This window comes from Paenibacillus sp. An7 (assembly GCF_009870785.1).
Classification (GTDB): domain Bacteria; phylum Bacillota; class Bacilli; order Paenibacillales; family Paenibacillaceae; genus Paenibacillus.
In genome coordinates this window covers 158,164-184,637 of record NZ_WTWX01000001.1, presented here as the reverse complement: position 1 = coordinate 184,637, position 26,474 = coordinate 158,164, and the positions used below count along the sequence as shown (strand labels likewise).

Genomic DNA, 26,474 nt, shown 5'->3' with positions numbered 1-26,474 from the left:
CCTTGTGATCGGTTTTTATAATTGGAGGAAGGAGATACATAAGAATGAAAGGTACAAACGATTTAACGCAAGGCCCGATTATGCCGACTTTAATGAAATTAGCACTTCCCATTGTTGCGACGAATTTCATCTCAACAACGTATGGGCTTGTCGATATGATCTGGGTTGGAAGACTTGGCAGCGGCGCGGTTGCGGCCATTGGTACAGCCAGCTTTTTTATCAATTTAGCCATTGCTTTGTCTACTTTGATAACGATTGGTACGGGGATTAAAGTATCTCATTGTATGGGAGCGGGTCAGGAAGACAAAGCTAAAGCATATGTGAAAAATGGATTTGTGATGTCTGTTTTGTTAAGTGTACTGTATATGATTTTTGTCTTTCTTGCTCAGGATCAGCTGATTGGTTTCTTTGATCTTGGAAGTAGTGAAGTGGAACGAATGGCAAAACAGTTTCTACTCATTTCTATTTTAGGGACGGTCTTTTCCATACTGAATACGTTATACGCTACGATCTTGAATGCGATGGGGAACAGTAAACAACCATTTCGAATTTATACGATCGGACTTATTTTAAATATTGCCTTGGATCCATTCCTCATCTTTGGTTTTGGAAATTTTGAAGGATGGGGTGTGGTAGGTGCTGCGATTGCGACACTAACAGCGAATATCGTTGTGACCTTGTTATTTATTCTCCAGACACGTCACTCTAACTTGGTTACCATTGCACTAGCATGGAATACCAAGCTTTTAAAAGAAGTCATCCGCATGGGGGTGCCGATCACGATCCAACGCGTTACTTTTACGATAATTTCAATTATTATTGCCAAATTAATCGTACGTTTTGGAGCAGAGGCCATTGCCGTTCAAAAAGTAGGAATTCAAATTGAATCGATCTCTTATATGACCATTGGAGGTCTGCAAGGTGCGATCGCGGCCTTTTTCGGACAAAATTATGGAGCTCGGCGGATGGATCGTATCCATGAGGGTTATGCCAAAGCGCTCTCGTTGACTTCTGTATTCGGAATTGTTATTTCTCTTATTTTTGTCCTATTCCCAGAGCAACTGTTTTCTTTATTCTTATCCGATGCGAAGAGTCTCGCTCTTGGAACGGATTATATGCGAATCTTAGGCTATTCTCAGTTGTTCATGTGTCTTGAACTAATGACAGTGGGTGCATTTAATGGAATAGGGAAGACACATATCCCGCCGCTATTTAGCATCACATTTACTGCACTAAGAATACCGCTTGCTATCATTTTATCGGAACCTTTCGGTTTGAATGGGATATGGATGGCAATTGCACTAAGCAGTGTGTTTAAAGGTCTGGTTCTCGTCTATTGGTTTAGAAGATCTTTACGCAAAATGACGGTTCCACAAACGGTGATCTAAAACAAGAAGGAAGGTTCATTCATGAGATTACTAGATCATAAATTCATCCAACGATTAAAGGAACATGCAATAGAAGAAGAGCTGCTCCAAGGTAAATTTGGACTGGAAAAAGAAAATGTAAGGGTAAATCAAGAAGGAAAGCTTGCCTTAACTCCTCATCCGGAAGTGTTTGGGAATAAACTCGAGCATCCTTATATTCAAACGGATTTTTCGGAGAGTCAAATGGAAATGATAACTCCTACTTTTGAATCGATAGAGGAAGCTTTTCATTTTCTAGAAGCGCTGCAAGATATCATATCTCACGAATTAATGGAGAAGGGAGAGTATCTGTGGCCGAGCAGCAATCCCCCAATGCTGCCCAAAGAAAATGAAATTCCCATCGCACAAATGAACGATCCGATTGCTGATGGATATCGTCATGAGCTAGCGGATAAATATGGGAGAAAGCGCCAGCTGCTCAGCGGAATTCATTATAACTTCTCGTTTGAAGAACGTGTTCTTCGCAAATTGCACCACATCGAAGGCGGCAGCGAAGAATACAAATTATTCAAAGATGCGATTTATTTTAAAGTAGCACGGAACATGCTTCGGTATCGCTGGATGCTGATCTATTTAACGGGAGCAAGCCCTGTGTTCGATCGAACTTATATGGATATTTGTGTAGCAACAGGACATTCCGATGATAACGAGAGCTATTATTTTCCGAATATGAACTCACTGCGAAACAGTTCATGCGGCTATCGTAATCCAAAACCGGTGAGGGTTTCCTATGATTCTGCTAAAGATTATGTCCATGATTTAAAAGAATTAATTCAGAAAGATGAGTTACTGAGTGTAAAAGAGTTTTATAGCCCGGTTCGTATAAAAACCGTAAAAGGCATAGATCCACTGCAAGAACTGCTAGAAGATGGAGTCGCTTATTTGGAACTGCGATTCATTGATTTAAACCCGCTGCATAAGAATGGAATCAGCATTGATACCTTAAGACTTGTTCATATGTTCTTACTCTTTATGCTGCTGAAGAAGGACGAGCCGTTTAGCGAGCAGGATCAAAGGATCGCTGATTTGAATCATGATCAGTTAATTACAAACGGGATGACCGGTCATTTACACGACAAAGATAACAGCAAAAAGTCGATGAAAGAGACTGCGCTCACTTGCATCGAAGAAATGGAAGAGATGGTGGCTCTACTGTTCCCTAAGAAAGAAAAGTATGTGCAAATTCTCGAGAATGCGAAACGAAAGATTAGGCACCCAGAACTCAGTGCTGCTTCAATTGTAAAGTCCGAAATTCAAAAATCTTCGTACCTAACGTACCACCTCGAGAAAGCGAAAGAATACGCCAAGCAAAGCATGCTAACAGGATATCGTTTTTCCGGATATGAGGATCTGGAGCTATCTACTCAGCTTCTTCTAAAATCAGCGGTAAAACGCGGAATAACATTTGAAATACTAGACCGAGAAGAAAACTTTGTTGTGTTAACCAAAGGAAATCATAAGGAATACGTGAAGCAAGCGACAAAGACATCGTTAGATTCGTATAGCACCGTCTTGATTATGGAAAATAAGGTCGTTACTAAAGCTGTACTATCTCAGCATGGCATACGCGTTCCGTCCGGTGAAGTGTTTCACAGTTTAGAAGAAGCTAAGCAATCGTATGATCTGTACCGAGGGAAACCAATTGTAATTAAACCGAAATCGACCAACTTTGGACTGGGTATTACGATTTTTAACGAAGAATATGCTAGAGAAGACATGGATAAAGCTTTCGAGATCGCTTTTACGCATGACCGAACTGTTCTGCTGGAAGAATTCATGACAGGAAAAGAATATCGATTTCTCGTGATGGGAGATGAGGTTATAGGGGTACTGCACCGGGTTCCTGCCAATGTCATGGGGGATGGTGTTCATACCATTCAGGAATTGGTTCATGAAAAGAATAAAGACCCGCTTCGAGGAAGAGGGTACAAGACACCTTTGGAGAAGATTCAGCTGGGAGATTCAGAAGAGATGTTTCTGAAGAATCATAATAAAGCGTGGAACGATATCCCTGCTGAAGGGGAAGTCATCTATTTAAGAGAAAACTCAAATATCAGTACAGGTGGAGACAGCATTGATTATACGGATGAGGTAGATGGTAGCTATATGCAGGTTGCGATTCAAGCGGCGAAGGCTGCTGGTGCAACCATCTGTGGAGTAGATATGATGATTGATGACGTTCATGTCCAAGCGACAGAATCGAATTACAGCGTTATCGAAATTAACTTTAATCCTGCGATTCATATTCACTGTTACCCTTATCAAGGAAAGAACCGAAAGGCGAATGAAAAAGTGCTGGATCTGCTGTTTAATAAGGATTAACCGATTTGGGATTAGATAATGATAAGATTAATTTAAATATAGAGATGAACAGGTAGAAATGTCCCCTCCAAGGAAGCAACTTATAAAGAAGATTCATGTTATCTTGCAGGAATAAGTATACTTGGAGGGGGAATAAACGAAGCTTAATCTTGTACCCTTAGTTTGAATATGACACAATAACGATAACGAATGATGAGAGAAAGAATATCATCATAACTATATGCTTATAAATGAGGGATAAACCATGAAACAAGACCCGCTTCAAACTATTGAGCACGAGATCGCATTGCTAGTACGTCTTACAACCGCTTATAAGCCTCGCCTGGGAGTGCTTGATCGTTCTGAGTATCTTCTGCTTAGCGAACTGGATCATGATAGTCCGCTCGCGATGAATATCCTTGCTGAGAAATTACAACTTAGTCTTTCCACGGCAAGCAGACAAGTCGCCACGTTAGAAGTAAAACATTTCATTCAGCGGTTTCCTGACCCTCATAACGGACGAATCAGCCTTTTGGAAATCACGGAGGAAGGTAAAGAAGTTTTACAAAGAGTTCAGCGCGCCAGATATGAAGTATATGAGAAGGTGCTTCAAGATTGGACTCATGAAGAATTAAAAACCTTAGAAGCTAATTTGACTCGCTTAAATCGAGATTTCAAAAGATGGAATAAATAAACTACATAAAATTAGCAAACATCACCGCTGGATAATTTTAGTGATTGATTTAATAATACGAAGTTGTATAATGAAACTTACTCGCCATAACTTGTAATATACAACTTGTATATTACAAGTTAATAAATATAGAGAGGCATTTTAATTTAGATGGTTCTATTTTATTCATACATCTATACTGCTTTTATTTTCTATTAGGTTAGAGCTTGTAAGACAACTAGAGGAGGACAAATATGAGTCAAAGTAATCACGCAACAATGACCAATCCAAAGAAATTAAGTATTCCTAAATACATAATTATGTCGATTCTTACGATCTTTTCGATTGGACCCCAATATTTTCTCAACCTTTCTTATACGGTTGGACAAAGTGTTATTCAGAATGGCCTGCACCTAAGTGCGCAGGAGATGCTTATTCCTTCAAGTTTATCTAGTCTTGCTTTTGCACTTGGCTTGCCATTAGGACGTATCTTTTCTAAAAAATACAGTCTGAGAAACTTCTATCTTAGCCTTGTGTTTGTTTTTTTGTGCGGGACCATTATTGATGCATTATCGTATAATATAACCACTTTAATCATCGGAAGGATGATCCAAGGGCTTAGTGCAGGGATGTTGTTTTTACCGATTCTTTCTGCCAAATTCCTTTCCTTTCCGAACCATTTACGTCAGTTCTTTTTGTTCTCGGTCATCGTGGGACTTTTTGGTGCGTCAGCTATTGGAGCAATATTTGGTACGATATCCTTAAGCACGGATGCTTGGCGCTGGCTGTATATTGTTAATATATTTTGCTCACTGCTCTGTCTCTGTGTTGGTTTTGTGACATTGCCTAAACAAAAAGCAGAACAAAAAGAAAAAGTGGTGATCAACAGAAAAGGGCTTCTCATATTAGGTCTTCTGACGGCAGCCTTCGCGTTTCCCATTCTTAATTTACAAGAAAAAGGCTTTGATTCCGTTTATGTTTGGCCTTTTCTCGTTATTGCTATTATCCTTATGGCGCTCCTTTTTAAAAATGATAGTCGAAATGAATTTCCTATTGTGCCCATTCGTGCGTTAGCCAAGCCTAAAGCTGTGTTTGGTACTGTGATGGCAGGAGCAGGACATATCTCACTTATTGTTATCTTCGTTGGGGTAAATGGATATATGCGAACGATTAAGAATGTTTCGTTCATCGACTTCACTTATTTTTATTGTTGCTTCTTTATAGGCATAGTCCTGTCTGCCATTTTATGCGCCCTATTGTACGATAAGTGGGGAGCAGGTATTCTAGGAATCGCAGGTTCCATATTCACCGTGATCGTAAGTATAAAATGGTCCTCGATACAGCCTGAGGCATCTCTTACTTGGCTTAATCTTGAAATGGCTTGTTTAGGCTTTGGACTCAGTATGACCTTTATATCAGGGGCAATTGGAACTTTATTTGCCGGAAATGCACATCAAGCATCTAGTCGATCAGCTTCGCTGCATACGATCAGAAACTATGCCGGTGCCGTCTTTGCACCGCTTCTTGGCTGGTTTCTCTACCTTTTGAATGCAAATCAATATGAAAAACAGTTAGGACAGCTTAGTCAGATCGATACGATATCAGATATTAATGCCAAGAAGGCAGCGCTTCTTAGCACTTACCATGGTCTATTTATGATTTTGCTTATACTCGGTGTTATTATGTTCATTGCTTCGATTGGGAAAATGGCGACGGGTAAAGGCACCGCTTTAGTGAAAAAAGAGAAAACGGCCGTTTAATTTGGCGATCCAGGCGAAGAACTTCTAAGTTCTTCGTCTTTTTTATCTTACATGATATTACATGTGTAAAGATGCTAAAATGAAGAGATGGTGAATAAATCCACATCTAAAGCAAGTAATGTTGGGAGCAAAATGTGATGACACAAAATAGGAATACAACCGTATGTATCGTTGGCGGAGGACCTTCAGGGTTGCTATTAGGTCTCTTGTTAGCGAAGCAAGGGACTCATGTGACGGTGCTAGAGAGTCAACCGAATTTTGAACGTAAATTCAGAGGAGAAGTATTGCAACCTCGTTTCATTCGAGTAATGAAACAATTAGGACTGGATCAACTTCTGTACGAACATGAACATATAAAGCTGTACAAGGGAGAAATCTGGAGCGAGGACAAACTGATTTCGGCTATTGATTATGTGGAGGATACGCCAGAAGTACCTTTTTCCTTACGAATGAAGCAGTCTGTATTACTCCAAGCTCTATATGATGAAGCAGTAAAGTATGATCATTTTCATATGATTTTTAATGCCAGAGTGAAGTCATTCATTACAGAGGAAGACAGAATTAATGGAGTGGTTGCCCTTACTCAGAATGAAGAAGTTCGAATAAAAGCACAATTGACTGTAGGGGCAGACGGACGCTTTTCAACCATTCGAAAACGGGGTGATTTTACGTATAAATATCAAAATCATGATTTTGATATGATATGGTTCACCTTACCCATTCAGGAAGACCAGCATAAAGATATTTTTTTCAGAGTAACTAATTATCGCAGTTTCATTGTTGTACCCAGTTCAAGTGACGTACTGCAAATCGGGTTTACCGTGAGAAAAGGGGAATGGGAGCTAATAAAGCAGAGGGGAATCAGTGCTCTCTCAGAGGAGCTAATTAGCGTATTCCCAGATTTACAAGAACCGCTGCGTGAGATTACTGATTTTCAGTCTTTTGTTACCTTAAAAGCCGATGTATTCTTTGTGGATCAATGGTATAAAAGAGGTTGTGTACTCATAGGAGATGCTGCTCATTGCTCGTCCCCAGTAGGGGCGATCGGTATTTCTTTGGCAGCAGAGACAGCAGCCGTATTAGCGGAGTTAATTCAAGAGTCTATCCAAGCTAAGGATCTCGATTTTAGAAAAGTAGAGTCTTTAACCGCTTTACGAGCTAAAGAAGTGATGATGGTCCACCGGATGCAGGGAATAATCGCGAAGGCAATCATTAAAGCTCCAAGATGGACGAAAAAATGGGTGATACGATTTGCACCGCACCTTTCTAAAACGAAATTATTTCATCTTGCAAAACGGAAGTTTTTATTAGGAAAGACAATGGATCGTCTAGGTAACTAGAGCTTTCTTGATTAAAGAATGCCAACGGCGGAAAAGCAATCGCTGTAAAATAACTGTGGTATGAATATGATTTGTATTCATACCACTTTAAACAAGAAGGGATTAAGATGAATTTTCGAAAGAAATTAATAGTCATAATACCTTTAATCGTTATTGCTTTGGCAGCCTTTTTTAGTTTTTCTTTGTATGACTCTCCCTCTAAAGTAGTAAAAAATTATATAAATCAAGATGATGTTTCAAACCATGAAATAATAAATTCATCCGTTGTTAATCAATTCTTAGAATTTAATAAAAATAACAATTTACCAGAACCGATAATAAATTTAAGAACGGTTAATCGATCTGCAAATCAATCGCAAGTGATCGTTAATTTTGAAATTTTCACTTATGATACGAATAATAATCTTAAACAGATATATTCTGGAAGTTTGTTATTTTCACTTATTCATACTAAGGGCAGATGGGAGATTGAATCCATAGACGTGATTAAAAATATAAGAGAATACAACTCATTGCTTCCAAGGGGGACGATGAGTTTTTTGCATTTTGATAAATCTAACCTAGTCAAGAACAGTTGGAATTCTGTACAATATAAAGATAATTATTCAAATTATACCTGCTGAATGGAGTGAAGACGACTTATGCAGCGAAAAGAGAGTCCATCTTATTTCAAGGCGACTCCATTACCGATGGTGGCGTACGATATAGTCTCTTACGTTAAGATGCTTCGAAAATATTAAGATGAAGAAAAGGAGAGAAAACATGAAGAACAATCCGATTATATGGGCTGATTACCCGGATCTTGACGTGATTAGAGTAGAAGATACGTATTATATGGTGAGTACAACGATGCATATGATGCCAGGGTGTGTTATTCTGCGTTCTTATGATTTGATCAACTGGGAAGTAGCTACTCATGTATACGATATACTGGAAGATACGCCTGCTCAAAGGCTCGAGGGAGATCAGCAGATTTACAGTAAGGGGATGTGGGCAGCCTCTATCCGTCATCACAAAGGGAAATTCTATGTCGTTTTTGTAGCAAACGATACGCAGAAAACCTATTTGTATACAGCAAGTGATATAAACGGGCCGTGGACAAAACAGTATATTGAAGGGTTTTATCATGACTGTTCTCTTCTATTTGATGACGACGATCGTGTTTATCTCATTTATGGTAACGCTAACATTCATCTTACTGAACTAAAAGAAGACTTATCTGGACCAAAGCCGGACGGGCTAAGCCGAATGATCGTGAGAGAACCGGGAGAGTACTTCTTAGGTTATGAAGGCGCCCATCTATATAAAATAAACGGAAAATATTATGCTTTCTTTATACATATCACACCTGCTACCAAAGGACGCAGAACGCAGGCATGTTATGTTGCTGATTCTTTAGAGGGTGAATTTACAGGCGGAGAAGTTTTTAATGATGACATGGGGTATTTTAATGCCGGAATAGCTCAGGGAGGGATTGTCGATACACCTGATGGTGACTGGTACGCTATGTTGTTTCAGGATCATGGAGCGGTAGGCCGTATCCCGGTTCTCGTTCCACTGTATTTTGAAGATGATTTTCCGGTATTTGCGAAAGAGGCCCCAACCTTTATTGAGATCCCAAGTACGAGACCCGGTTATGAGTATAAGCCCCTAATCGGAAGCGATGATTTTAGTTATGATACGGATGAGAATGGAAAAGTGAAGCTGAAAGATTTCTGGCAGTGGAATCATATCCCGAATGATAAGCTATGGTCTGTGACGGATAAGCCGGGGACCTACCGTATTCAATCTGGAAAAATCAGTCCCAATCTGACGTTTGCTCAGAACACGTTGACGCAGCGAGCGATGGGGCCTGCATGTGAGGCAGTAGTTACACTAGATGGCAGTGAACTGCAAGACGGCGACTATGCCGGGTTGGGTTTCTTAATTGGCACCTACGGTTTGATTGCTCTAACGAAAGAGGCTGGGCAATATTACTTGGTAATGATCGCTCGGGATACCGACGATAAGTCGATCTTTGGAAATCTAGTGGATACGAAGCCTGGTGACATCTATGCAAAAATTCCCGTAAAAGAAAACAAGGTGACGTTGAAAGCATCAGCGAATTTCATAAATAATACAGATGAGTGTATGTTCCACTACTTAGACGGCAAGAGCTGGAAAAAACTTGGAATTACACATCATATGGTGTATAAATTGGATCATTTTATGGGATGCCGCATCGGTTTATTTTTATTCTCTACTGAAAAAATCGGCGGAACTGCTGAGTTTTCTAATTTCGAATATAACGTATTACACTAAACACGATCTATTGACGAAAAAGAGCCCAGGTTAGAGGAGGGGCTCTTTTTTTGTGTTTCTACGTTTTTATAAAATCAACAAATTCAACAAAATCAACAACAATAAATGACAAAAAAACCTGTCCATGCATAACACGCGAGTACCGCCACATAACATGAATCAAAGAGCATTTTGAGGAGGAAATACGAATGTTTAAACGAGTAGACCGTCTGGCAATTGAACTGCCGCTTCCCCTGTCTTCAGGACCGGATCCCAATGGTGCCAGTGCCGTTCAAGAACTGATGGGTGGACGTTTTGGAGAGATGTCGACCCTCAATAATTATATGTTTCAATCCTTCAACTTTAGAGGTAAATCTAAGCTTCGTCCGTTCTATGATATCGTGGCGAGCATCACAGCAGAAGAGTTTGGTCATGTTGAGCTTGTAGCGAATACGATTAACATTATGCTTAGCGGTTCGACATCTCCCGGAGATCCAGATACAACACCGCTGCGTGTGGGTAAAGATGCACGGATGACATCTCATTTTATTGAGTCTGCACAGACGGCACTTCCTTATGATTCGATGGGAAGACCTTGGAACGGGTCGTATGTGGTAAGCAGCGGAAATCTCATATTTGATCTATTGCATAATTTTTTCTTGGAATGCGGAGCGCGCACACATAAAATGAGAGTATATGAAATGACAGATCATCCGGCGGCTCGAGAAATGACCGGATATTTACTTGTGCGCGGCGGTGTACATATTCTGGCTTATGCAAAAGCGCTTGAAATGGCTACAGGTGTCGATGTAACCAAGTTATTCCCTATACCTAGACTTGATAATAAAGTATTTGATACGACAAGAAAGTGGGAAGCAGCCGGAGAACACCGAAGGCTTTATACGTTTAGTGACAAAGACTATCAGCAAATTGCCCAGATCTGGAAAGGGGTTCATCCAACAGATGGTGGGAAACTTGAGGCGTTTGCGGGGCTGCCAGGATATAGTGGACCCGTACCGGAACTGCCGGATTTACCTGAAGAATTTGCGCCGGGAATCTCGGCAGAAGATCTTATTCAGATCGCAGAAAGGTTAAAAAGGTCTGCAGGCTTATAGTTAATAAAGGTGATAATTGTAGTTTAACAAAAGATGAGTATTATATTTTATAGATGTAATAAATGATGAATGCCGCAGCCGATCAGCGCGGCTTTTTTAGTATTCTATAACATATTAATTGTCTTTATTAGGAATGAAAAGGATCGGAAGTTGAGATAGAGATTGAAACCTATGATGCATCCTATTCGTATTCATAACTATATAAATAGGAGGCGATTTTAAATGAGTGAAAGAGGCTGTTTTAAATGCGGTGGTTTGGAAGCGGACACCAAAGAAGTTGCGATGACAGGTACTGGATTATCAAAAATGTTTGACATACAAAATAATCAATTTGTTGTAGTGTACTGCAAAAACTGCGGATATTCCGAATTCTATAATAAGAGGTCCTCGAAGGCTTCGAATATCATTGACTTCTTTTTCGGTGGATAAGTTTTTGAAAGAGAGCCTTGGATTACTCTTTGAATATCATTGAATATAAGGAATAAGGACGGAATTTCAGGGACTGCTCTGTTATTTCGTCCTTTTTTAAGTTTTCAATATTATATTTACATAATATTCTTATAACATTTACCCATCGTTTATTATATATCAACTCATACTGAAAACGCTTTATAATATGTGTACTGACACATAGAAGGGAAGAACTTTATGACTCGTTTGTTTGTTAAAGGTGCAGACATCTCCATGCTGAAAGAAGTTGAAGAATGCGGAGGAAGATATTATCTAGGTGAGGAACAAAAAGACTTATTTGAAATATTACATATAAAGGGATTGAACACGGTTCGATTGCGCTTGTGGGTGAACCCATTTGATGAAGAAGGTAAGCCATATATGGGCGGTACGAATGATCTGGAGACGACAATTGAACTGGCAAAAAGAGCAAAAGCACACGGAATGCAGTTTATGCTGGATTTTCATTACAGTGATTTTTGGGCAGATCCGAAAAAACAAGACAAGCCAAAGGCTTGGCAGTCTTATACAGGTGACAGGTTGGAAGAGGAAGTATACCGCTACACCAGGGAAGTGCTTGAAGTATGCAGACTGTGTGATGTCATGCCGGATCTGGTTCAAATCGGGAATGAGACAACGAACGGCATGCTTTGGCCAGAAGGTAAAACACCTAACTATGTTCCTGAGAAGCAAAGTTTTGAAGAAACAGAAGCAGCAGAGTGGGATAAATCGTTCGATTCACTTGCGGCACTGCTAAAAGCAGGGGTGCGGGCAGCAAGAGAAGCAGGACCTATGAAAATTATTTTGCATCTGGATGCCGGTGGGCAAAATATATTATACCGCACATGGTTTGATGAGATGAGTAAGCGAAACGTAGATTATGATATTATCGGGTTATCTTACTATCCGATCTGGCATGGCGGTCTCGAAGACTTACAGTTTAATTTGGAAGATATCAGCGCTCGCTTTAATAAAGAGGTGCTTGTTGTGGAAACGGCTTATGGACATACGATAGAGAGTTTGTCTGGAGCAGATATTTTCACAGAAGAAATGTCGAGGATTGCTGGATATCCGCCAACGGTGGAAGGCCAAGGCCAGTTTCTTCAAGATTTAATGGAGACAGTCCGTAAGGTACCTGACGGTAAAGGTCTCGGTATCGTATACTGGGAGCCGGCGTGGCTGCCGGTAAAAGGGACAAGCTGGGCAAGTCTAGCTGGTATGAAATATGGCAACGATGTCTCGGAAATGGGAAATCACTGGGCCAATCAAGGATTGTTCGATTTTGAGGGTAAGGCGCTTGCTTCTTTAGATGTATTTCTAAAATAAAAGATCGAAAAAATCCAAGGATAGAGTTTTGAACTCTTGTCTTGGATTTTTTTGTTATCATATGAATATTGAAGGCTCTATTTAAGGGGGAGGATCAGGTGAACTGGGGCGATGAGAACAGAAGATGTGTATTTAATACAATAGAAAGCTCGCTTCCACTATTTGTTGAAACGATTGGATACAGCGCTTGGGAACGGATATTTACACGAACGGACGGATACCCGTATTATCACTGGCTATATACTTTGGAAGGGGAAGGGAGTATAGAAATGAGGGGAGAACGCTTCCTGCTGACACCAGGCCAAGGAGTACTGCTCACCCCATTCACACCTCATTCCTATTCCCCTGCATCGGATCGATGGGTAACCGTATACATTACATTCGGCGGCACTGCTGCCGAGGCTATACTGAACTCGCTTGATATGAATACTTCTGCTATTTATGCTATCGATTCAACAGGTGCATCTTTCGTATCTCTCATGGAAGAGATGATTCATAAAGCAGACTGGGATACGGAGCTCTCGGGAATGGAATTATCTACAGCACTCTATCGTTTTCTTATGCTGTTAAGAAACTATGGTATGCGTGACGAGCAGCCCTCATTATCTCAATATTATGATAAACTTCGCCCCGTTGTACGATGGATGGAAGAGCATTTTTCTTCGAACGTGGGGCTGGCTGAGATGGTGGAACAAGCGAATATGAGTGTTTCGTACTTGAATGAACTTTTTCGGGATGCATTTGGGATGAGTCCATATTCTTACCTAATTCACCTGCGTCTTCGCCAAGCTAAAAAGATGATGATCATGAATCCTGATAAAACACTCAAAGAAGTGTCCGCACAGACTGGATTTAACGATGTGAGTCATTTCGTGGCGACGTTTCGAAAAAAGGAAGGGATTACACCTGCCAAATACAGAGAACTGCATATTTCTACAGAGATAAGAGATTAGAATGATAGATTATTTATACTAATGATCATATTGATAAAGGAATAAACCTTATAATCCGTTCCCAGGATACAATGATGGATGTAATATCTTTGGATGGACAAACGTTTTCCAGTTTTCAAAAGGAGAACGTTTGTTTATTTTTCTGGAATAGATCCTGGAGAAGCAAGGGGAATGAGTTGTCCACTCCTACTATATGTAAATCATATTAATCAGTTTCATAAATGCAAGACATATTCCTTAATAGAATAGCCCTATTTTTAAATAATAGTTAGAAGTCTACTTAAAAATAGATGATAGTCTTTCCCATAGAGAGAATTCAAACGTAAGCTATCTTAAATATATGGGAGGTGCCCTTTAATAATTTGGGGAGTTTTCCCTGTCGCTGGTAACTCCGCATTCGGATTGTTTTTTGACCCAGATGGTGCGGGACCTGGAGTGGCATCACTAGTTCCTTGCAGTAATTACGGATCAGGTGCAGGAAACAATCCTTATCAAGGACAGGTCGTAACTGCGCTAACTGCAGGCGGAGTATTAACATTAAACCGAATAGATAATATGGGGAATCAAGTGCTTCAAAACACGATTGGTGGAGGAACTCCTACAGTTAGTGCATCACTTCTAATTGAGAAGTCATTTTAATTTATCGTCAAAGGATCAAAGGACCTGAGAGGGTCCTATTTTTGACCCTACATCTTTTGATGCCCTATTATTGCAAGTTTTTTTATGCTTTTCAAAGGAGAAACCCCAAATTTAAACATTATTTCCTACCTTAATTATATTATTTCAACATATGAAAAATTCATAGCAGTAAGATCAATATCTCTTTCTATCTACTTCACATATAATCAACCTTATTCTGTATCTATCTCATTAACTTAGTATTAAAAACAGAAAACCATATTCTTCTAAAAAAAGATAGATTATAATATCAAAAAATGAAAAAATAGATAAGGGTGATTCAAGTGATCCAGTATCCATTTTTAGAAAACGAAACCACCACTGGAGTTACTGCACCTTCATCGGGAGTTGGGAATACACTACATAAACTGCTTGAGCAGGCAGTTATTCGTCTAGAGACGATGGTTTACGGTCAAACGGTGTGGACTCAGCATAAAGCGAAATCAGCACCTGCCAGCAAGTTCGACAGCAGAACATCTTACACGCTCCAATTATGTTAAATTAGAAATAGGAAATATTAAAATATCATAGGAAAGGTGTGGTGAATCTTGATTTTTGAAGAGGTTATTTTGAATACTCACGAATTAAAGGATTTGAAAACATTTTATGTCCATACCCTAGGGTTTGGTTTAGTAAAAGAAGATACGAATTCCTTTACAGTTACTGTTGGAGAAACGAATCTCACATTTGTTATAACCGAAGAAAAGAAAGAGAGCCCATTTTATCACTTTGCAGTAAATATTAATGAAGATAAGTTCAAACTTGCTAAGGCTTATTTGTCAGAACGGGTTACTCTGCTGAAAGACGAGTCACAAGACGAGTTTGAGTTTGAAAGTTGGAATGCGCACGCTGTCTATTTTTGTGATCCGGCGGGAAACATAGTCGAATTTATCGCTCGCCATAATTTGAAGAGTAACAGTATTTCTTCCAATGAATTTACGATGGCGGATATTCTTTGTGTTAGTGAAGTGGGATTACCCGTTCCTCATGTGGAAAGCGTAGTCTCTGCGTTAGAAGCAGACATGAACCTGCCTTTATGGAAAGGAGATCGCTCCACATTTCAGCCTGTCGGAGATGAACATGGACTATTTATTGTAGTAGTTATAGACCGGATCTGGCTGCCAACGAGTCAGAAAGCTACCATCTTCCCAGTAACCATTAAAATAAAAGATAATGATATAAAATACAAATTCGCTAATTTACCTTATCAAATAATATAAAAAGAAATACATATACACGAATAGACTATCCGTTCACCAAGAACGAGTAGTCATGATGAAGTCGCCGTTTAGGCGGCTTTTTTACTATTTATATAGCTGCTTTAAGTTAACATATACAGTTATCCGTTTTAACTAATTTAGAAGTAAAGCTTAATAACTAGGGGAGATATGTCGATATATAAATAATACTGTCATAATAGATTTCACATAGGAGGAAGAAAATGCAACTTACAGACCTGGGAAAACAATTCATTAATGGGGTATGGAGAGACGGTAAGAGTGAGAAAACGTTACCAGATATCAATCCATATAATGATGAAGTTATCACTACGTTCCATATAGCAAATGTCGCTGATATTGATGATGCTTACCAAGCAGCACACCAAGCAAAACTCGAATGGGACAAGGTTAACGCATACAAGAAAAGAGATATTATAGAAAAAGCAGTTACTTACATAGAAGCAAATGAAGAAGAGATTACATCCCTCATCATCCAAGAACTGGGTGGAACTCGGATGAAAGCGGCCTTTGAGATTGGTCTAGTGAAAAATATGATTAAAGAAGCGGCTACATTCCCGCTTCGTATGGAAGGTAAAATTTTACCTTCTACGGAAGATGGTAAGGAAAACAGACTGTACAGAAGTCCAGCAGGTGTGGTGGGAGTTATTAGTCCATTTAACTTCCCATTCTTCTTGTCTATGAAATCCGTAGCACCCGCACTTGGTGCCGGTAATGGCGTAGTATTGAAGCCGCATGAGGATACCCCGATCACGGGTGGGACACTCATTGGTAAAATCTTTGAAGAAGCAGGTTTACCAAAAGGTCTACTGAATGTAGTCGTTACTGATATTAAAGAGATTGGCGATGCATTTGTAGAACATCCAATTCCGAGAATTATTTCATTTACTGGATCGACAAAAGTCGGAAGTTATATTGGTCAACTGGCCGTTAAAAACTATAAAAAACCGCTGCTTGAACTGGGCGGAAACAGTGCCTTTATTATTTTGGAAAATGCAGATCTTGATTATGCAGTACAAGCTGCAACGTTCAGCAGATTCACACATCAAGGCCAAATCTGTATGTGTGCAAACCGAATTGTTGTACAGAACTCAGTTTATAAGGAATTTGTAGCTAAATTTAAAGAAAAAGTCGCTTCGTTAACGACAGGTGATCCGAGTGATCCACAGACGGTAATTGGTCCGGTTATCAATCATCGTCAAGCAGAAACACTTCAAAAACTAATAGCAAAAGGTATTGAACAAGGCGCAGAACTTCTTGTAGAAGGAAAAATCACGGGCAGAATGGTAGAGCCGACCGTTCTTGTTAACGTGAAAACGGATATGGCAGTAGCTCAAGAAGAGTTGTTTGGTCCGGTAGTATGTATTATTCCATTTGAGACCGAAGAAGAAGGCATTGCCATAGCAAACGATACACCGTTTGGACTTAGCGGAGCTATTCATACATCCAATGTTGAGCGCGGAGTAGAAATGGCGAAGAAAGTTCACACAGGCATGATCCATGTCAATGATATTACGATTAATGATGAACCGATTGTAGCATTTGGCGGCGAGAAACAATCAGGGATGGGCCGTCTAAATGGACAATGGAGCTTGGATGAATTCACTACAATGAAATGGATCTCAGTCAATTACGGACAAAGAAGCTTTCCGTATTAATGGGTGGAGGAGATAGCATGAATACAGCATCAGAAGATCATACTCAGCATGAACTGATTAGAGCTTTCGTAAAAATCGCGCCTCTGCTGAAAAGTCTAACCAATGATGACATTACGATTGGTATTTATGATACCGAAAAGCTGATCATTAATATTCCAGGCAATACGTTCTCACTGAATGTTACTCCTGGCGACCCTTTGGTAGAAGGGGATATTGTAACAAATGCCATTCGCAATAATACCGAGCTCTCCGACGTTGTTCCAAAAGAGTTATTTGGGTTTCCGCTTGCTGCCCGTGCGATACCACTGCATGATGAACAGGGTAATGTTATTGGCGGTGTAGGGATGGGGACTAGTCTTGAAAGAGCAAATAAGCTGTTTGAAATGGCAGAAAGTTTCTCCGCTATTGTAGAACAGACTACGGCATCTATCGAAGAAATCAGTCAGTCGGTAACCCACCTTAATGATCGGGTAAGCGGCATAACAAGCCAAATGGATGACGTTAGTTCCAGTGCGCAGCAGATTGGTAAGATCTCTAGTGTGGTTAAGGAAATATCAGATCAGAGTAACATGTTAGGGCTTAATGCAGCTATAGAAGCGGCAAGAGCTGGAGAAGTGGGAAGAGGTTTCTCTGTCGTAGCCGACGAGATTCGAAAACTGGCGACAAGTTCTAAAGAGAATGTGAATCAGATTAATGGCATCACGAAAAACATTCAAGAACTTCTGATGCTATTAAATCATGCTTTTTCCGATATCCACGCATTAACAGATACTCAGGCTATAACGATTCAAGAATTCTCAGCAACCATTATGGAGATCAGCAACAAAGCTGAGGAATTAGCACAAGTTGCACAAGAAACACTTTATACAAAAGAAAATAAATAGTTGTTTATCTATGAGAAGAGGAGATACAGTTTTCTGTATTTCTTCTTTTTTTTGATTTTGGTTGGTAAGAAATAATGCTGCTGGGGGTGGTAATATGGAAATATTTAAAAGATACAAACGATTAATTTGGATCATCACTTTGGTTCTTTTTAGCATACTCCTCTACTTCTTAATCTTGTTTCTCAATGACCGACCAGGCGGGTTTTCAGATTATCGCACATCCAAGGCTCTAGGCATGACGAGTTCAATCAAGATTCCACTTGGCAAAACTCCTGAAGAAGCTGTGCAGAAATTTAGAGGGGATGATTCACCTAATCGAGTCATTTATCAAGAGCCTGTTGAAGAGGGAGTGCTCGTATTCATGAATCATCCCGAAGAAGAGGATACAACGAATCTTCAGGTGGAGTTTGTAAGGAAGGCAAAGATCGGATGGAAATGGGTATGGGGTGCAGGATTTGGTACATCAAAATCAAATGCGGCCCTTATTTATATGAGTATGTCTGGACTAGATAAAATACCAACCCCTTTCCCGATGATCATCGGCAATGTCTTGGATCCGTCTATAAAAAGTATAACGGCTGAGACAAAAGATAGTGGAGTGCATGAGGCTAAACTAGTAGATGTTGATTCGGAAAAGACGATCTGGTTTGTGAATATACCTTCATCTAGTGTTCCTCCTATAGATGTGAAAGGATTTAATCAAAAGGGGAGGCTCGTAGCTGAGACAATCATAAATGAATTTAATGATAGTAATAAAATAGAACTTATACGCTGACGTGATGAAATCCCTACCCAGAATTTTTATTATATGCCTTGTGACTCTGGAAAATCTTTGGCCTGATCTAAAGTTTATAACTTAGACAATTGAGAAGAAATGCAGATATCTGTACTTCTTCTTTTTTATTCCCTGGATACTGCATATTAAATTCAAGTGATTAATAAACTGAGCTTAAGATAATTGGAAATATCTGTTCTATTGAATTAATAATACTTTCAGCCTATATCTGTAAGCGTTCTTATATCCGATAAAATGAATTATATGAGAGGAGTTAAATTATGCGTGTGCGAAAAAGATTAAACAAAATGGTGACTCTGTCGCTGAGCATCATTCTTGTGCTTACCATGTTTGTAATTCAGCCAGTTCAAGCCAGTGAGCCGTTTCAGGAAACCTTTGAAGAAGGTGATTCAAATTGGATTGCCACAAGTGGGAATTGGTCCGTCGTTAGTGATCAGGGGGGGGCGGTGTATTATCAATCAAGTTATAGTGAAGGCCGAACTTCTGCGGGTAATCTGGAGTGGAAAGATTATTCCGTCACAGCAGATGTGAAAATCACTGATTTCAATGGTTCTACCCGTACATATGTAGTCGGAAGGTACATCGATGCTAATAATTATTATGCAGCTTCACTGTTCAACAGTGCTGGCGGGAAATTGGAGATTCGTAAAAAAGTCAAAGGTTCATCAACGACATTAGCCACCAAAGCTGACTTTGAGCTTATGACCAATGAGTGGTATCACATTAAACTTGAAATGAGCGGTTCAACGATTAACATGTATGTAAATGATGTATTGGAGCTTTCCGCTACAGATATGGATTTAACGCAGGGAAGAGTGGGGCTCTTAACCTTGAAATCTGCTGCAATGTACGACAATGTGAAGGTTTCAAATGTAACCTCTTCTTTACCAGAGCCTGCTCCTGGCACACCAATCGACCCACCAACGGAAACGCCTGTTGATCCACCAGTAGTTCCTCCAGTAAACCCGCCAGCGGAGACGCCAGATGGTACATACGAGCTTAGTGAATACAATCTGAGCGGCTTTGCAACGGGAACTACAGGAGGAGGTCAAATTACAGACACGGATCCTCGTTATATTAAGGTATATAATGCTTCGGATCTTGCTCTAGCCTTGAGAAAAGGTTCGAAATATAAGGTCGTAGAGATCATGAATGATCTAAATCTTGGCTGGAATGAGATTCCCGATGCAGCTAAGGCAGCTCCTTTTAGCACGCATAATGCAGCACTGATGCATCCTGTATTGAAGGAGACTGGGGTTAGCAAAATAAACATCGATAGTTTTGATGGACTGACGATTTTTTCGTCGAGCGGAGCAACGATTAAACATGCTGCCTTTACTTTTAAACGGAGTAACAATATCATTATTCGCAATTTGGAATTTGACGAGTTGTGGGAGTGGGACGAAGCATCGAAAGGCGATTACGATAAGAACGATTGGGACTACATTACGGTGGAGAATAGCAGTAATATCTGGATCGATCATACGACATTCCATAAAGCCTATGACGGACTTATCGATATTAAAAAAGGCAGTAATGGGGTAACGATCTCTTGGTCTTCATTTGTAGGGGATGATCAGAGTTCGAACAGCTGGGTTACTCAGCAGATCAATGCGCTTGAAGCGAATAAAACGGCTTATCCGATGTACGCTTATTTGAGAAGCAGTTCTGTCGGAATGAGCAAAGAACAGATTATCGCGGTCGCAGCAAGTCAGAAGAAAGGGCATCTCATTGGAGCTAACGAGTTTGCTACAGATAATCCAGATCTAGAAGTCACCTTGCATCACAATTATTATAAAGATATTCAGGACCGTATGCCTCGTTTACGAGGAGGTAACGTGCATGCATATAACATTGTCATGGATAATGCGGAAGCTTGGACAATTAAGAATAGCATTACATCGGATATGGCTAAGGCCATTTCTGCAAAAGGGTATCATTTTGGAATCACTAGCAATGGTGCCATCTCAACCGAAAATGGTTCAGTGTTACTAGAAAAATCCATTATTCGTGGCGTTCAGTATCCAATTCGTAACAATCAGGTGAGTGCGACCCAAAGTAAATATACAGGTAAAATAACAGCCATAGATACAATCTATGAGCTGGATGAAATTCAGTATAGAGGCGGGAGTGAGGAAGCTGGTAGTCCACTCTCACCAGTTCCGGCAGAAGTAATCCCTTTTTCTTGGAACGGTTTTAGTGTATTGCCATACAGTTACACAGCAGAAGATCCTGCGGGGCTTCAGGCGAGATTAACGGCTGTAGATGGTGCAGGAGCGGGTAAGTTATCCTTGACCACGGCGCAATGGCAGTCAACAAACTATAATTAAAAGTGAATTATTGAATAATAGATCCTGATTAGAGGGCTGTTCTCATGTAGATTTTCTACAGAGGGACAGTTCTTTTTTTTAGATGTGGAACATGATTAGCAGCTGAGCTAAATAAACAAATAATTTGAGCTTAATAGTTAAGTATCTATTCCTTATTCTTGGTATTCTATAGTAAAAGATAAGAGATAAGTGATGAGAGATGAGAGATAAAAAAGGCGGGACTCTGCAAATGTCTATAAAAGTTAGAAAGACAATTAAGGCACCACAAGAAATGGAAAAAGCGCCTGATAAAAAAGGAAGCTTACATCAGAACGGGTTAACTGTTATTACTTTCTGCTTGCATACGCAAGGTAAAAAGGGAGCCTTTTTTCTAAAGGATCATCTTTTACTGTACGTAAAGTCGGGTATTTATACAGTTCGTTTTAATAAAAGGCAATACACTGTTCGGAGCAATGAGATGATATTTATTCCTAAGTCGACTCTAATTGAGTACGATAAATCGGGGGAATTCGGTTCAGATTACACGCTTGATTACATGATGTTTTTCCTGAATGAACAGTTGCTGGAGGATTTTGTCCAATTTGCTGATGTGAAACTTATTTCACCGGTAGACGATTATATTCCCGTATCCATCTTGCCTGTTAATGAACTTACTCAATCCTATTTCAACTCGTTACAGCCCTATCTTAAAAAGCCTGAGAAAGTCAGTGATGGACTGGTTAAGGTGAAGATGATGGAATTGTTATTTCATCTCACCGATTCAAATGAACGTTTTCTAAATCAGCTAATACAATCGAACAACCATAAAAATGATGATATTGGCAGAATGATGGAGGAGAATTTTAAGAATCCCGTTTCACTTCATGATTTGGCTTATATGTCAGGCAGAAGTCTGTCGACATTTAAAAGAGAGTTTCAGGCAACGTATCATACTTCTCCTTTGAAGTGGATTCGTAACCGTAGGCTCGATGAAGCCAAGAAGCTGTTATTAGAAACGACGTTCTCGGTAACAGATATATGCTACACTACTGGATTTGAAAATATTGCCCACTTCTCCAAAGTGTTTAAGCTGCAGTTTGGACTCTCGCCTTCGGAATATCGAAAGCAATTTACACAAGATGAGCTGAATGGACAATCATAATGAGCTTATCAGCAAAGAATTCGATTTCCTTTCTTGGTATGCTTTTCTCATGAAATACATTAAAGAGGCTTATTTGTACTGGAAATGAAAGTATGGACTCATATCTACATGGAGAGGGGTTAACCAATATGAAATATAGTAAACTTGGAAATACCGGATTGGATGTTTCTCGGCTTTGCCTTGGTTGTATGGGGTTTGGAAAAGTAGGACCTGGCTCTCACAAGTGGATACTTAATGAGGAGAACAGCCGTCCCATAATCAAGAAAGCGCTCGAGCTTGGCATCAACTTTTTTGATACAGCCAATGTATATGCAGAGGGAACAAGCGAGGAAATCGTTGGCAGGGCCCTCAAAGATTACGCAAATCGGGATGAAATTGTTCTTGCAACAAAAGTTTTTTTACGAATGCATGAAGGTCCGAACGGTGCGGGGCTTTCTCGAAAGGCGATTATGAGTGAAATTGACAAGAGTCTCAAACGACTCGGAACTGACTATGTAGATCTATATCAAATCCACCGCTGGGATTACAATACGCCCATTGAAGAAACGATGGAAGCGCTACATGATGTGGTGAAGGCTGGTAAGGCAAGATATATTGGAGCTTCTGTAATGCATGCTTGGCAGTTTCAAAAGGCCTTACATGTTGCGGAGAAAAATGGATGGACCCGATTTGTATCGATGCAAAACCACTACAATCTGATCTACCGTGAAGAGGAAAGGGAGATGATGCCGCTGTGTAAGGAAGAAAACATTGGTGTGATTCCCTTTAGTCCGCTTGCATCAGGGCGACTGACTCGTGATTGGCAGGAAACAACACAGCGTTCTAAAACCGATCAAGTGCAAAAAGTGAAGTACGATGCGACTGCGGAAGTCGACCGGGTAATTATCGATCAAGTCGCAGCCATTGCACAAAAACATGACGTTCCCCGAGCTCAAATTGCACTTGCCTGGTTGCTGCAGAAACAACCGGTTACAGCTCCCATTATCGGTGCTACGAAAATATCACATCTGGAAGATGCAGTAGCCGCTCTTTCCATTACGTTAACCTGTGAAGAAATAGCATTACTTGAAGACTCCTATGTACCTCACCCTGTATACGATGCTAATGCAGGTTTTAAATAATGGAATAACGGTAACTGGTACGGACAAATAAAAGCGATAAGCCGGGCACTTAGCTGGTTGTCTTATCGCTAGTTCGTGCAATTATATTTTCCTCGTACCCCTAACTGAAAGATCATCTAACAAAACATCCTCATAAAAGTACATTTATCTCTATCCCTTTACATCCGCATATTTCATTAATTCTTTGAATTAATGAAATAGAGTTGAAGAAATAAAAAATAATAGCAAATGAAGTTTGGCCCATTTCATACAGAACAGTTTTTTTAAGGAGTAGAACATTCAAGGGTCGTGGATGAAGCAAGAGAGGAATACGTGCCGCAAAGAAAAATTTTGGATATAACTTTGCTTATTATTTTGTTGTTACTTTCTATAGTAGTGATGATGTTAATAGATGATTCAAGGTATTCTTTCTTGTTCTTTCTTTTCATGGGATTAACATATGGATATATAGGATTTAGAGATTGGAAGTGGAGTAAAGAATCGGGCGAGTATAAACGTTATTTTTTGTTGTTTTTAATCTGTGTTATATATACATGTTTAGCAATTATACTTTTCTGTTAAAAAGACAGGAATAACCATTCTATGACGTACTGAAAGCCTTTAAGAAAAGCACCGCTGATCTCGTATTGCTAGATGTTTATGGGGATAATGGTATTTTATTTCGTGCTTAAGATCGTTTCAAATGAAGAGGAGGTCATAATGATCAATTTCGGGTTACTGCTATTAACCGTTTTAATTCTAATCGTTACTGTCATCTTTCACGCAGGGTTATTATTGGATTTTATCAGACCAAGTGTTCTTCAAGTTCAACTTTTGGGTGTTCATTTAACGTTGTTTGGGATCATTGTCGTATTCGCTTTTGAAAGTTCTTCAATCTATGGATTTGTCATTGGATTGATGGGACTGATTACAGGAATGTTTGGCTCTTTTAGAGAACCCCCAACCGCTAAGATTGGTGATTAACAGTAAATAAACAGCGAATAACAGTAACTGGTTTTTTGCTATAGAATAGAGGCTCGTTGAGTCTCTTTTTCTGTTTTATTCAGAAATAATTTCAATTGTAGATTAAGAAATAGTTATTTAGTGTGGTAATATATGTGTATTATGTAAGTTGTATCGTATTCAAATATAGATACAGGGGTTGATGGGTATATGAAAACTTCAGATTCCACATATGATGTTAGTAAAACAAGTCTAGGGATGGAAGCAGAGCTAAACCGCCTGAAAGCTCAAGCTTTGATGGGATGGGAGAAAGAATGTAGATATTTGCAGTGGTATGGTTTGTCAGACGGAATGAACGTGCTGGAAGCAGGATGCGGACCTGGATATGTGACAGAACAGCTTATCAAGAATTTTCCTAATAGGAATCATAACTCTTCGAAAGTGAAGTACGTACAAGCCTCCATCTACGATACGAAGCTTCCTGAGGATCATTATGACTTTGTGATTGCTCGTCTCATTTTCCTTCATTTGTATGATCCCTTAAAAGCAACACTAGAAATCTTCCGTGTGTTAAAACCTGGTGGGAAAGTAGCGATCATTGATATAGATGATGGAATTTTTGGAGTTGTAGAACCTAGTGTAGAATCCTTCCGCTCCGTTCTTGATAAATTGATAGCCATGCAACGAAAAGCAGGCGGTAATCGAGAAATTGGGCGAAGTCTCCCAAGATTACTGAAACAAGCAGGGTTTTCTAATATTGATATGGAAGCTGTTTCTGTACATAGCGATTTAGTTGGTTTAGAGGGTTTCCAAGAGCAATTAAATCCGAATAGATTTGAGCAATTTTATAGACTAGGCATCTTATCTGATAGCGATTATCACAATATAGTAAAAGCTCATGATAATTTACTTCATAACCCAGATTCTTATGCCATGATGATTTTTCATATCGCATGTGGAACGAAATCTTTTCAAGGAAATGAAGAAGAGACGGCTGAGAGGTTAGCTGTAGTCCATCTCTGAAGAGGTGAAATTTGTGTTTTCTAGACAAGAAATAAAGCGTATTTTGGCCTCATGTTTGAGCTTATTATTTCTCGCTTTCTTTGCTACCTTCACTGTATTCTATATGGACAGTAAGCAAGAGGATGCTCTTTTATTTACTTTATCAATGGACGAATATGCTCCGTTTGTTTTATTCGTTACGTTATTTGCGGTGTATCCTATACTCGTTGTTGCATTTACAACCCCTTTTGTAATTCTAAAACATTATAACGTAAGTATTTGGGTGCGCGTTTTCATATATATCATTGTTGGGGCGATCATTATGGTGATTCCTACCTTTTTAGATAGTTATGAATTTATTTCTATACTGGTTGCATTACTCTTTGGTTTGTTCGACTTCGTATGGTCAAGGAAAGACACATCAATAGACTGAGCGAGGGACGATGACTATGGCTATTCGCAGTTCAGTATCGAAACCCATATGTTCCAATTAGAGAGGAGAGCCTGCCTAGTGAGTACTCCTGTCTTTCTACTGATTTTTTATGTGGCTATTTGTTTGCTCATTAATGAGATGATTAAATTTCATGACCTTAAACAAGGTGAAAAGCCGAATCCCAGGGGATTAAGAATAGGGCTTGTGCCATTACTAGCCCTTCTCCCTTTTGTACCTATCGTATTGTTCACCTTTTTTTATACCCTGTTTTTTTACTCTTTTAGTGAGTTTACGAATATATTTAGTGCGAGTTCACATCAAAGCCTATTTAATTTTTCGTTAGCCATGCTGATTGGTTTTTTTATATGTGAAGAAGTATTAAAACCAATGATCATTACCTTATTCAACATGGGTTTGCGTCTACATATCTCAGAGTACACAAAGCACGTGATTACGATTGGCATAAACAGTATATTCATATATCTTATATCCAGTTATTCTCATGGGATCTATATCCACAGTTTTACGTCTGCCATTTCTATTGCCGTTTTTTATAGTATGATCGACTGGATTCTAATGCTCATCATTCATCTGTACAATAAGTTAAAAGCTAAATTGTAGGGGGA

At 39.5% G+C, this 26,474-nt stretch carries 25 protein-coding genes; all 25 read left to right on the top strand.

Features of this window, described 5'->3' with window-relative positions; translation table 11 throughout:
* Window positions 1-44 precede the first annotated feature (44 nt).
* The 25 genes from GQY27_RS00790 (at window position 45) to GQY27_RS00670 (ending at window position 26,469) form a co-directional block, all read left to right on the top strand.
* Window positions 45-1,388 (top strand): MATE family efflux transporter, encoded by a 1,344-nt coding sequence (locus GQY27_RS00790; protein ID WP_160031613.1) that lies wholly within the window; start codon window positions 45-47, stop codon window positions 1,386-1,388.
* 21 nt (window positions 1,389-1,409) lie between these two features.
* Window positions 1,410-3,749: a bifunctional glutamate--cysteine ligase GshA/glutathione synthetase GshB gene (gshAB, locus tag GQY27_RS00785; protein WP_160031612.1), complete on the top strand. Its 2,340-nt coding sequence runs from the start codon at window positions 1,410-1,412 to the stop codon at window positions 3,747-3,749.
* Between the two features lie 244 nt (window positions 3,750-3,993).
* Window positions 3,994-4,422, top strand: a complete 429-nt coding sequence (locus tag GQY27_RS00780; protein WP_160031611.1) for a MarR family winged helix-turn-helix transcriptional regulator — start codon at window positions 3,994-3,996, stop codon at window positions 4,420-4,422.
* A 233-nt stretch (window positions 4,423-4,655) separates the two neighbouring features.
* A complete protein-coding gene (locus GQY27_RS00775; protein WP_160031610.1) occupies window positions 4,656-6,161 on the top strand; it encodes an MFS transporter in 1,506 nt (501 codons plus the stop codon).
* A gap of 137 nt (window positions 6,162-6,298) precedes the next feature.
* Complete coding sequence (locus GQY27_RS00770) at window positions 6,299-7,501, top strand: FAD-dependent monooxygenase (RefSeq protein ID WP_160031609.1); 1,203 nt, start codon at window positions 6,299-6,301, stop codon at window positions 7,499-7,501.
* 107 nt (window positions 7,502-7,608) lie between these two features.
* Window positions 7,609-8,124: a hypothetical protein gene (locus tag GQY27_RS00765; RefSeq protein WP_160031608.1), complete on the top strand. Its 516-nt coding sequence runs from the start codon at window positions 7,609-7,611 to the stop codon at window positions 8,122-8,124.
* Window positions 8,125-8,263: 139 nt separating this feature from the next.
* Window positions 8,264-9,802: a glycoside hydrolase family 43 protein gene (locus GQY27_RS00760; protein WP_160031607.1), complete on the top strand. Its 1,539-nt coding sequence runs from the start codon at window positions 8,264-8,266 to the stop codon at window positions 9,800-9,802.
* A gap of 188 nt (window positions 9,803-9,990) precedes the next feature.
* Entirely contained in the window at window positions 9,991-10,896 is a 906-nt protein-coding gene (locus tag GQY27_RS00755) for a manganese catalase family protein (RefSeq protein ID WP_160031606.1), read from the top strand.
* Between the two features lie 222 nt (window positions 10,897-11,118).
* Window positions 11,119-11,325 (top strand): zinc ribbon domain-containing protein, encoded by a 207-nt coding sequence (locus tag GQY27_RS00750; RefSeq protein ID WP_160031605.1) that lies wholly within the window; start codon window positions 11,119-11,121, stop codon window positions 11,323-11,325.
* A gap of 219 nt (window positions 11,326-11,544) precedes the next feature.
* Window positions 11,545-12,672 (top strand): glycoside hydrolase family 53 protein, encoded by a 1,128-nt coding sequence (locus GQY27_RS00745; protein ID WP_160031604.1) that lies wholly within the window; start codon window positions 11,545-11,547, stop codon window positions 12,670-12,672.
* 98 nt (window positions 12,673-12,770) lie between these two features.
* Window positions 12,771-13,625, top strand: coding sequence for an AraC family transcriptional regulator (locus GQY27_RS00740; RefSeq protein WP_160031603.1), 855 nt, complete (start codon window positions 12,771-12,773; stop codon window positions 13,623-13,625).
* A gap of 435 nt (window positions 13,626-14,060) precedes the next feature.
* Window positions 14,061-14,264, top strand: a complete 204-nt coding sequence (locus GQY27_RS00735) for a hypothetical protein (RefSeq protein WP_236570421.1) — start codon at window positions 14,061-14,063, stop codon at window positions 14,262-14,264.
* Window positions 14,265-14,587: 323 nt separating this feature from the next.
* Complete coding sequence (locus GQY27_RS00730; RefSeq protein WP_160031602.1) at window positions 14,588-14,803, top strand: hypothetical protein; 216 nt, start codon at window positions 14,588-14,590, stop codon at window positions 14,801-14,803.
* A 48-nt stretch (window positions 14,804-14,851) separates the two neighbouring features.
* Window positions 14,852-15,523, top strand: a complete 672-nt coding sequence (locus GQY27_RS00725; RefSeq protein ID WP_160031601.1) for a VOC family protein — start codon at window positions 14,852-14,854, stop codon at window positions 15,521-15,523.
* A 221-nt stretch (window positions 15,524-15,744) separates the two neighbouring features.
* Window positions 15,745-17,199 (top strand): aldehyde dehydrogenase family protein, encoded by a 1,455-nt coding sequence (locus tag GQY27_RS00720; RefSeq protein WP_160031600.1) that lies wholly within the window; start codon window positions 15,745-15,747, stop codon window positions 17,197-17,199.
* Between the two features lie 17 nt (window positions 17,200-17,216).
* A complete protein-coding gene (locus tag GQY27_RS00715; RefSeq protein ID WP_160031599.1) occupies window positions 17,217-18,083 on the top strand; it encodes a methyl-accepting chemotaxis protein in 867 nt (288 codons plus the stop codon).
* A gap of 94 nt (window positions 18,084-18,177) precedes the next feature.
* Window positions 18,178-18,858 (top strand): hypothetical protein, encoded by a 681-nt coding sequence (locus tag GQY27_RS00710; RefSeq protein ID WP_160031598.1) that lies wholly within the window; start codon window positions 18,178-18,180, stop codon window positions 18,856-18,858.
* Window positions 18,859-19,139: 281 nt separating this feature from the next.
* On the top strand, window positions 19,140-21,209 hold the full coding sequence (locus tag GQY27_RS00705) for a pectate lyase family protein (RefSeq protein WP_236570420.1): 2,070 nt from the start codon (window positions 19,140-19,142) through the stop codon (window positions 21,207-21,209).
* Window positions 21,210-21,438: 229 nt separating this feature from the next.
* Window positions 21,439-22,350, top strand: coding sequence for a helix-turn-helix domain-containing protein (locus tag GQY27_RS00700; protein WP_160031597.1), 912 nt, complete (start codon window positions 21,439-21,441; stop codon window positions 22,348-22,350).
* 128 nt (window positions 22,351-22,478) lie between these two features.
* Window positions 22,479-23,471 (top strand): aldo/keto reductase, encoded by a 993-nt coding sequence (locus tag GQY27_RS00695; RefSeq protein WP_160031596.1) that lies wholly within the window; start codon window positions 22,479-22,481, stop codon window positions 23,469-23,471.
* Between the two features lie 288 nt (window positions 23,472-23,759).
* On the top strand, window positions 23,760-24,032 hold the full coding sequence (locus GQY27_RS22035) for a DUF4181 domain-containing protein (RefSeq protein WP_442950865.1): 273 nt from the start codon (window positions 23,760-23,762) through the stop codon (window positions 24,030-24,032).
* A gap of 138 nt (window positions 24,033-24,170) precedes the next feature.
* A complete protein-coding gene (locus GQY27_RS00685; protein WP_160031594.1) occupies window positions 24,171-24,434 on the top strand; it encodes a hypothetical protein in 264 nt (87 codons plus the stop codon).
* Between the two features lie 189 nt (window positions 24,435-24,623).
* Window positions 24,624-25,436 (top strand): class I SAM-dependent methyltransferase, encoded by an 813-nt coding sequence (locus GQY27_RS00680; protein ID WP_160031593.1) that lies wholly within the window; start codon window positions 24,624-24,626, stop codon window positions 25,434-25,436.
* Between the two features lie 13 nt (window positions 25,437-25,449).
* Window positions 25,450-25,848: a hypothetical protein gene (locus tag GQY27_RS00675; RefSeq protein ID WP_160031592.1), complete on the top strand. Its 399-nt coding sequence runs from the start codon at window positions 25,450-25,452 to the stop codon at window positions 25,846-25,848.
* Window positions 25,849-25,926: 78 nt separating this feature from the next.
* Window positions 25,927-26,469 (top strand): hypothetical protein, encoded by a 543-nt coding sequence (locus tag GQY27_RS00670; protein WP_160031591.1) that lies wholly within the window; start codon window positions 25,927-25,929, stop codon window positions 26,467-26,469.
* Window positions 26,470-26,474: the final 5 nt, after the last annotated feature.

What these genes read in the sequence shown, in the direction of transcription:
- GQY27_RS00745 (WP_160031604.1), top strand. Translation starts at nt 11,545, where the DNA reads ATGACTCGTTTGTTTGTTAAAGGTGCAGACATCTCCATGCTGAAAGAA.
- GQY27_RS00695 (WP_160031596.1), top strand. Translation starts at nt 22,479, where the DNA reads ATGAAATATAGTAAACTTGGAAATACCGGATTGGATGTTTCTCGGCTT.
- GQY27_RS00775 (WP_160031610.1), top strand. Translation starts at nt 4,656, where the DNA reads ATGAGTCAAAGTAATCACGCAACAATGACCAATCCAAAGAAATTAAGT.
- GQY27_RS00710 (WP_160031598.1), top strand. Translation starts at nt 18,178, where the DNA reads ATGGAAATATTTAAAAGATACAAACGATTAATTTGGATCATCACTTTG.
- GQY27_RS00720 (WP_160031600.1), top strand. Translation starts at nt 15,745, where the DNA reads ATGCAACTTACAGACCTGGGAAAACAATTCATTAATGGGGTATGGAGA.
- GQY27_RS00790 (WP_160031613.1), top strand. Translation starts at nt 45, where the DNA reads ATGAAAGGTACAAACGATTTAACGCAAGGCCCGATTATGCCGACTTTA.
- GQY27_RS00705 (WP_236570420.1), top strand. Translation starts at nt 19,140, where the DNA reads ATGCGTGTGCGAAAAAGATTAAACAAAATGGTGACTCTGTCGCTGAGC.
- GQY27_RS00760 (WP_160031607.1), top strand. Translation starts at nt 8,264, where the DNA reads ATGAAGAACAATCCGATTATATGGGCTGATTACCCGGATCTTGACGTG.
- GQY27_RS00765 (WP_160031608.1), top strand. Translation starts at nt 7,609, where the DNA reads ATGAATTTTCGAAAGAAATTAATAGTCATAATACCTTTAATCGTTATT.
- GQY27_RS00750 (WP_160031605.1), top strand. Translation starts at nt 11,119, where the DNA reads ATGAGTGAAAGAGGCTGTTTTAAATGCGGTGGTTTGGAAGCGGACACC.
- GQY27_RS00770 (WP_160031609.1), top strand. Translation starts at nt 6,299, where the DNA reads ATGACACAAAATAGGAATACAACCGTATGTATCGTTGGCGGAGGACCT.
- GQY27_RS00715 (WP_160031599.1), top strand. Translation starts at nt 17,217, where the DNA reads ATGAATACAGCATCAGAAGATCATACTCAGCATGAACTGATTAGAGCT.
- GQY27_RS00780 (WP_160031611.1), top strand. Translation starts at nt 3,994, where the DNA reads ATGAAACAAGACCCGCTTCAAACTATTGAGCACGAGATCGCATTGCTA.
- gshAB (WP_160031612.1), top strand. Translation starts at nt 1,410, where the DNA reads ATGAGATTACTAGATCATAAATTCATCCAACGATTAAAGGAACATGCA.
- GQY27_RS00680 (WP_160031593.1), top strand. Translation starts at nt 24,624, where the DNA reads ATGAAAACTTCAGATTCCACATATGATGTTAGTAAAACAAGTCTAGGG.
- GQY27_RS00700 (WP_160031597.1), top strand. Translation starts at nt 21,439, where the DNA reads ATGTCTATAAAAGTTAGAAAGACAATTAAGGCACCACAAGAAATGGAA.
- GQY27_RS00755 (WP_160031606.1), top strand. Translation starts at nt 9,991, where the DNA reads ATGTTTAAACGAGTAGACCGTCTGGCAATTGAACTGCCGCTTCCCCTG.
- GQY27_RS00685 (WP_160031594.1), top strand. Translation starts at nt 24,171, where the DNA reads ATGATCAATTTCGGGTTACTGCTATTAACCGTTTTAATTCTAATCGTT.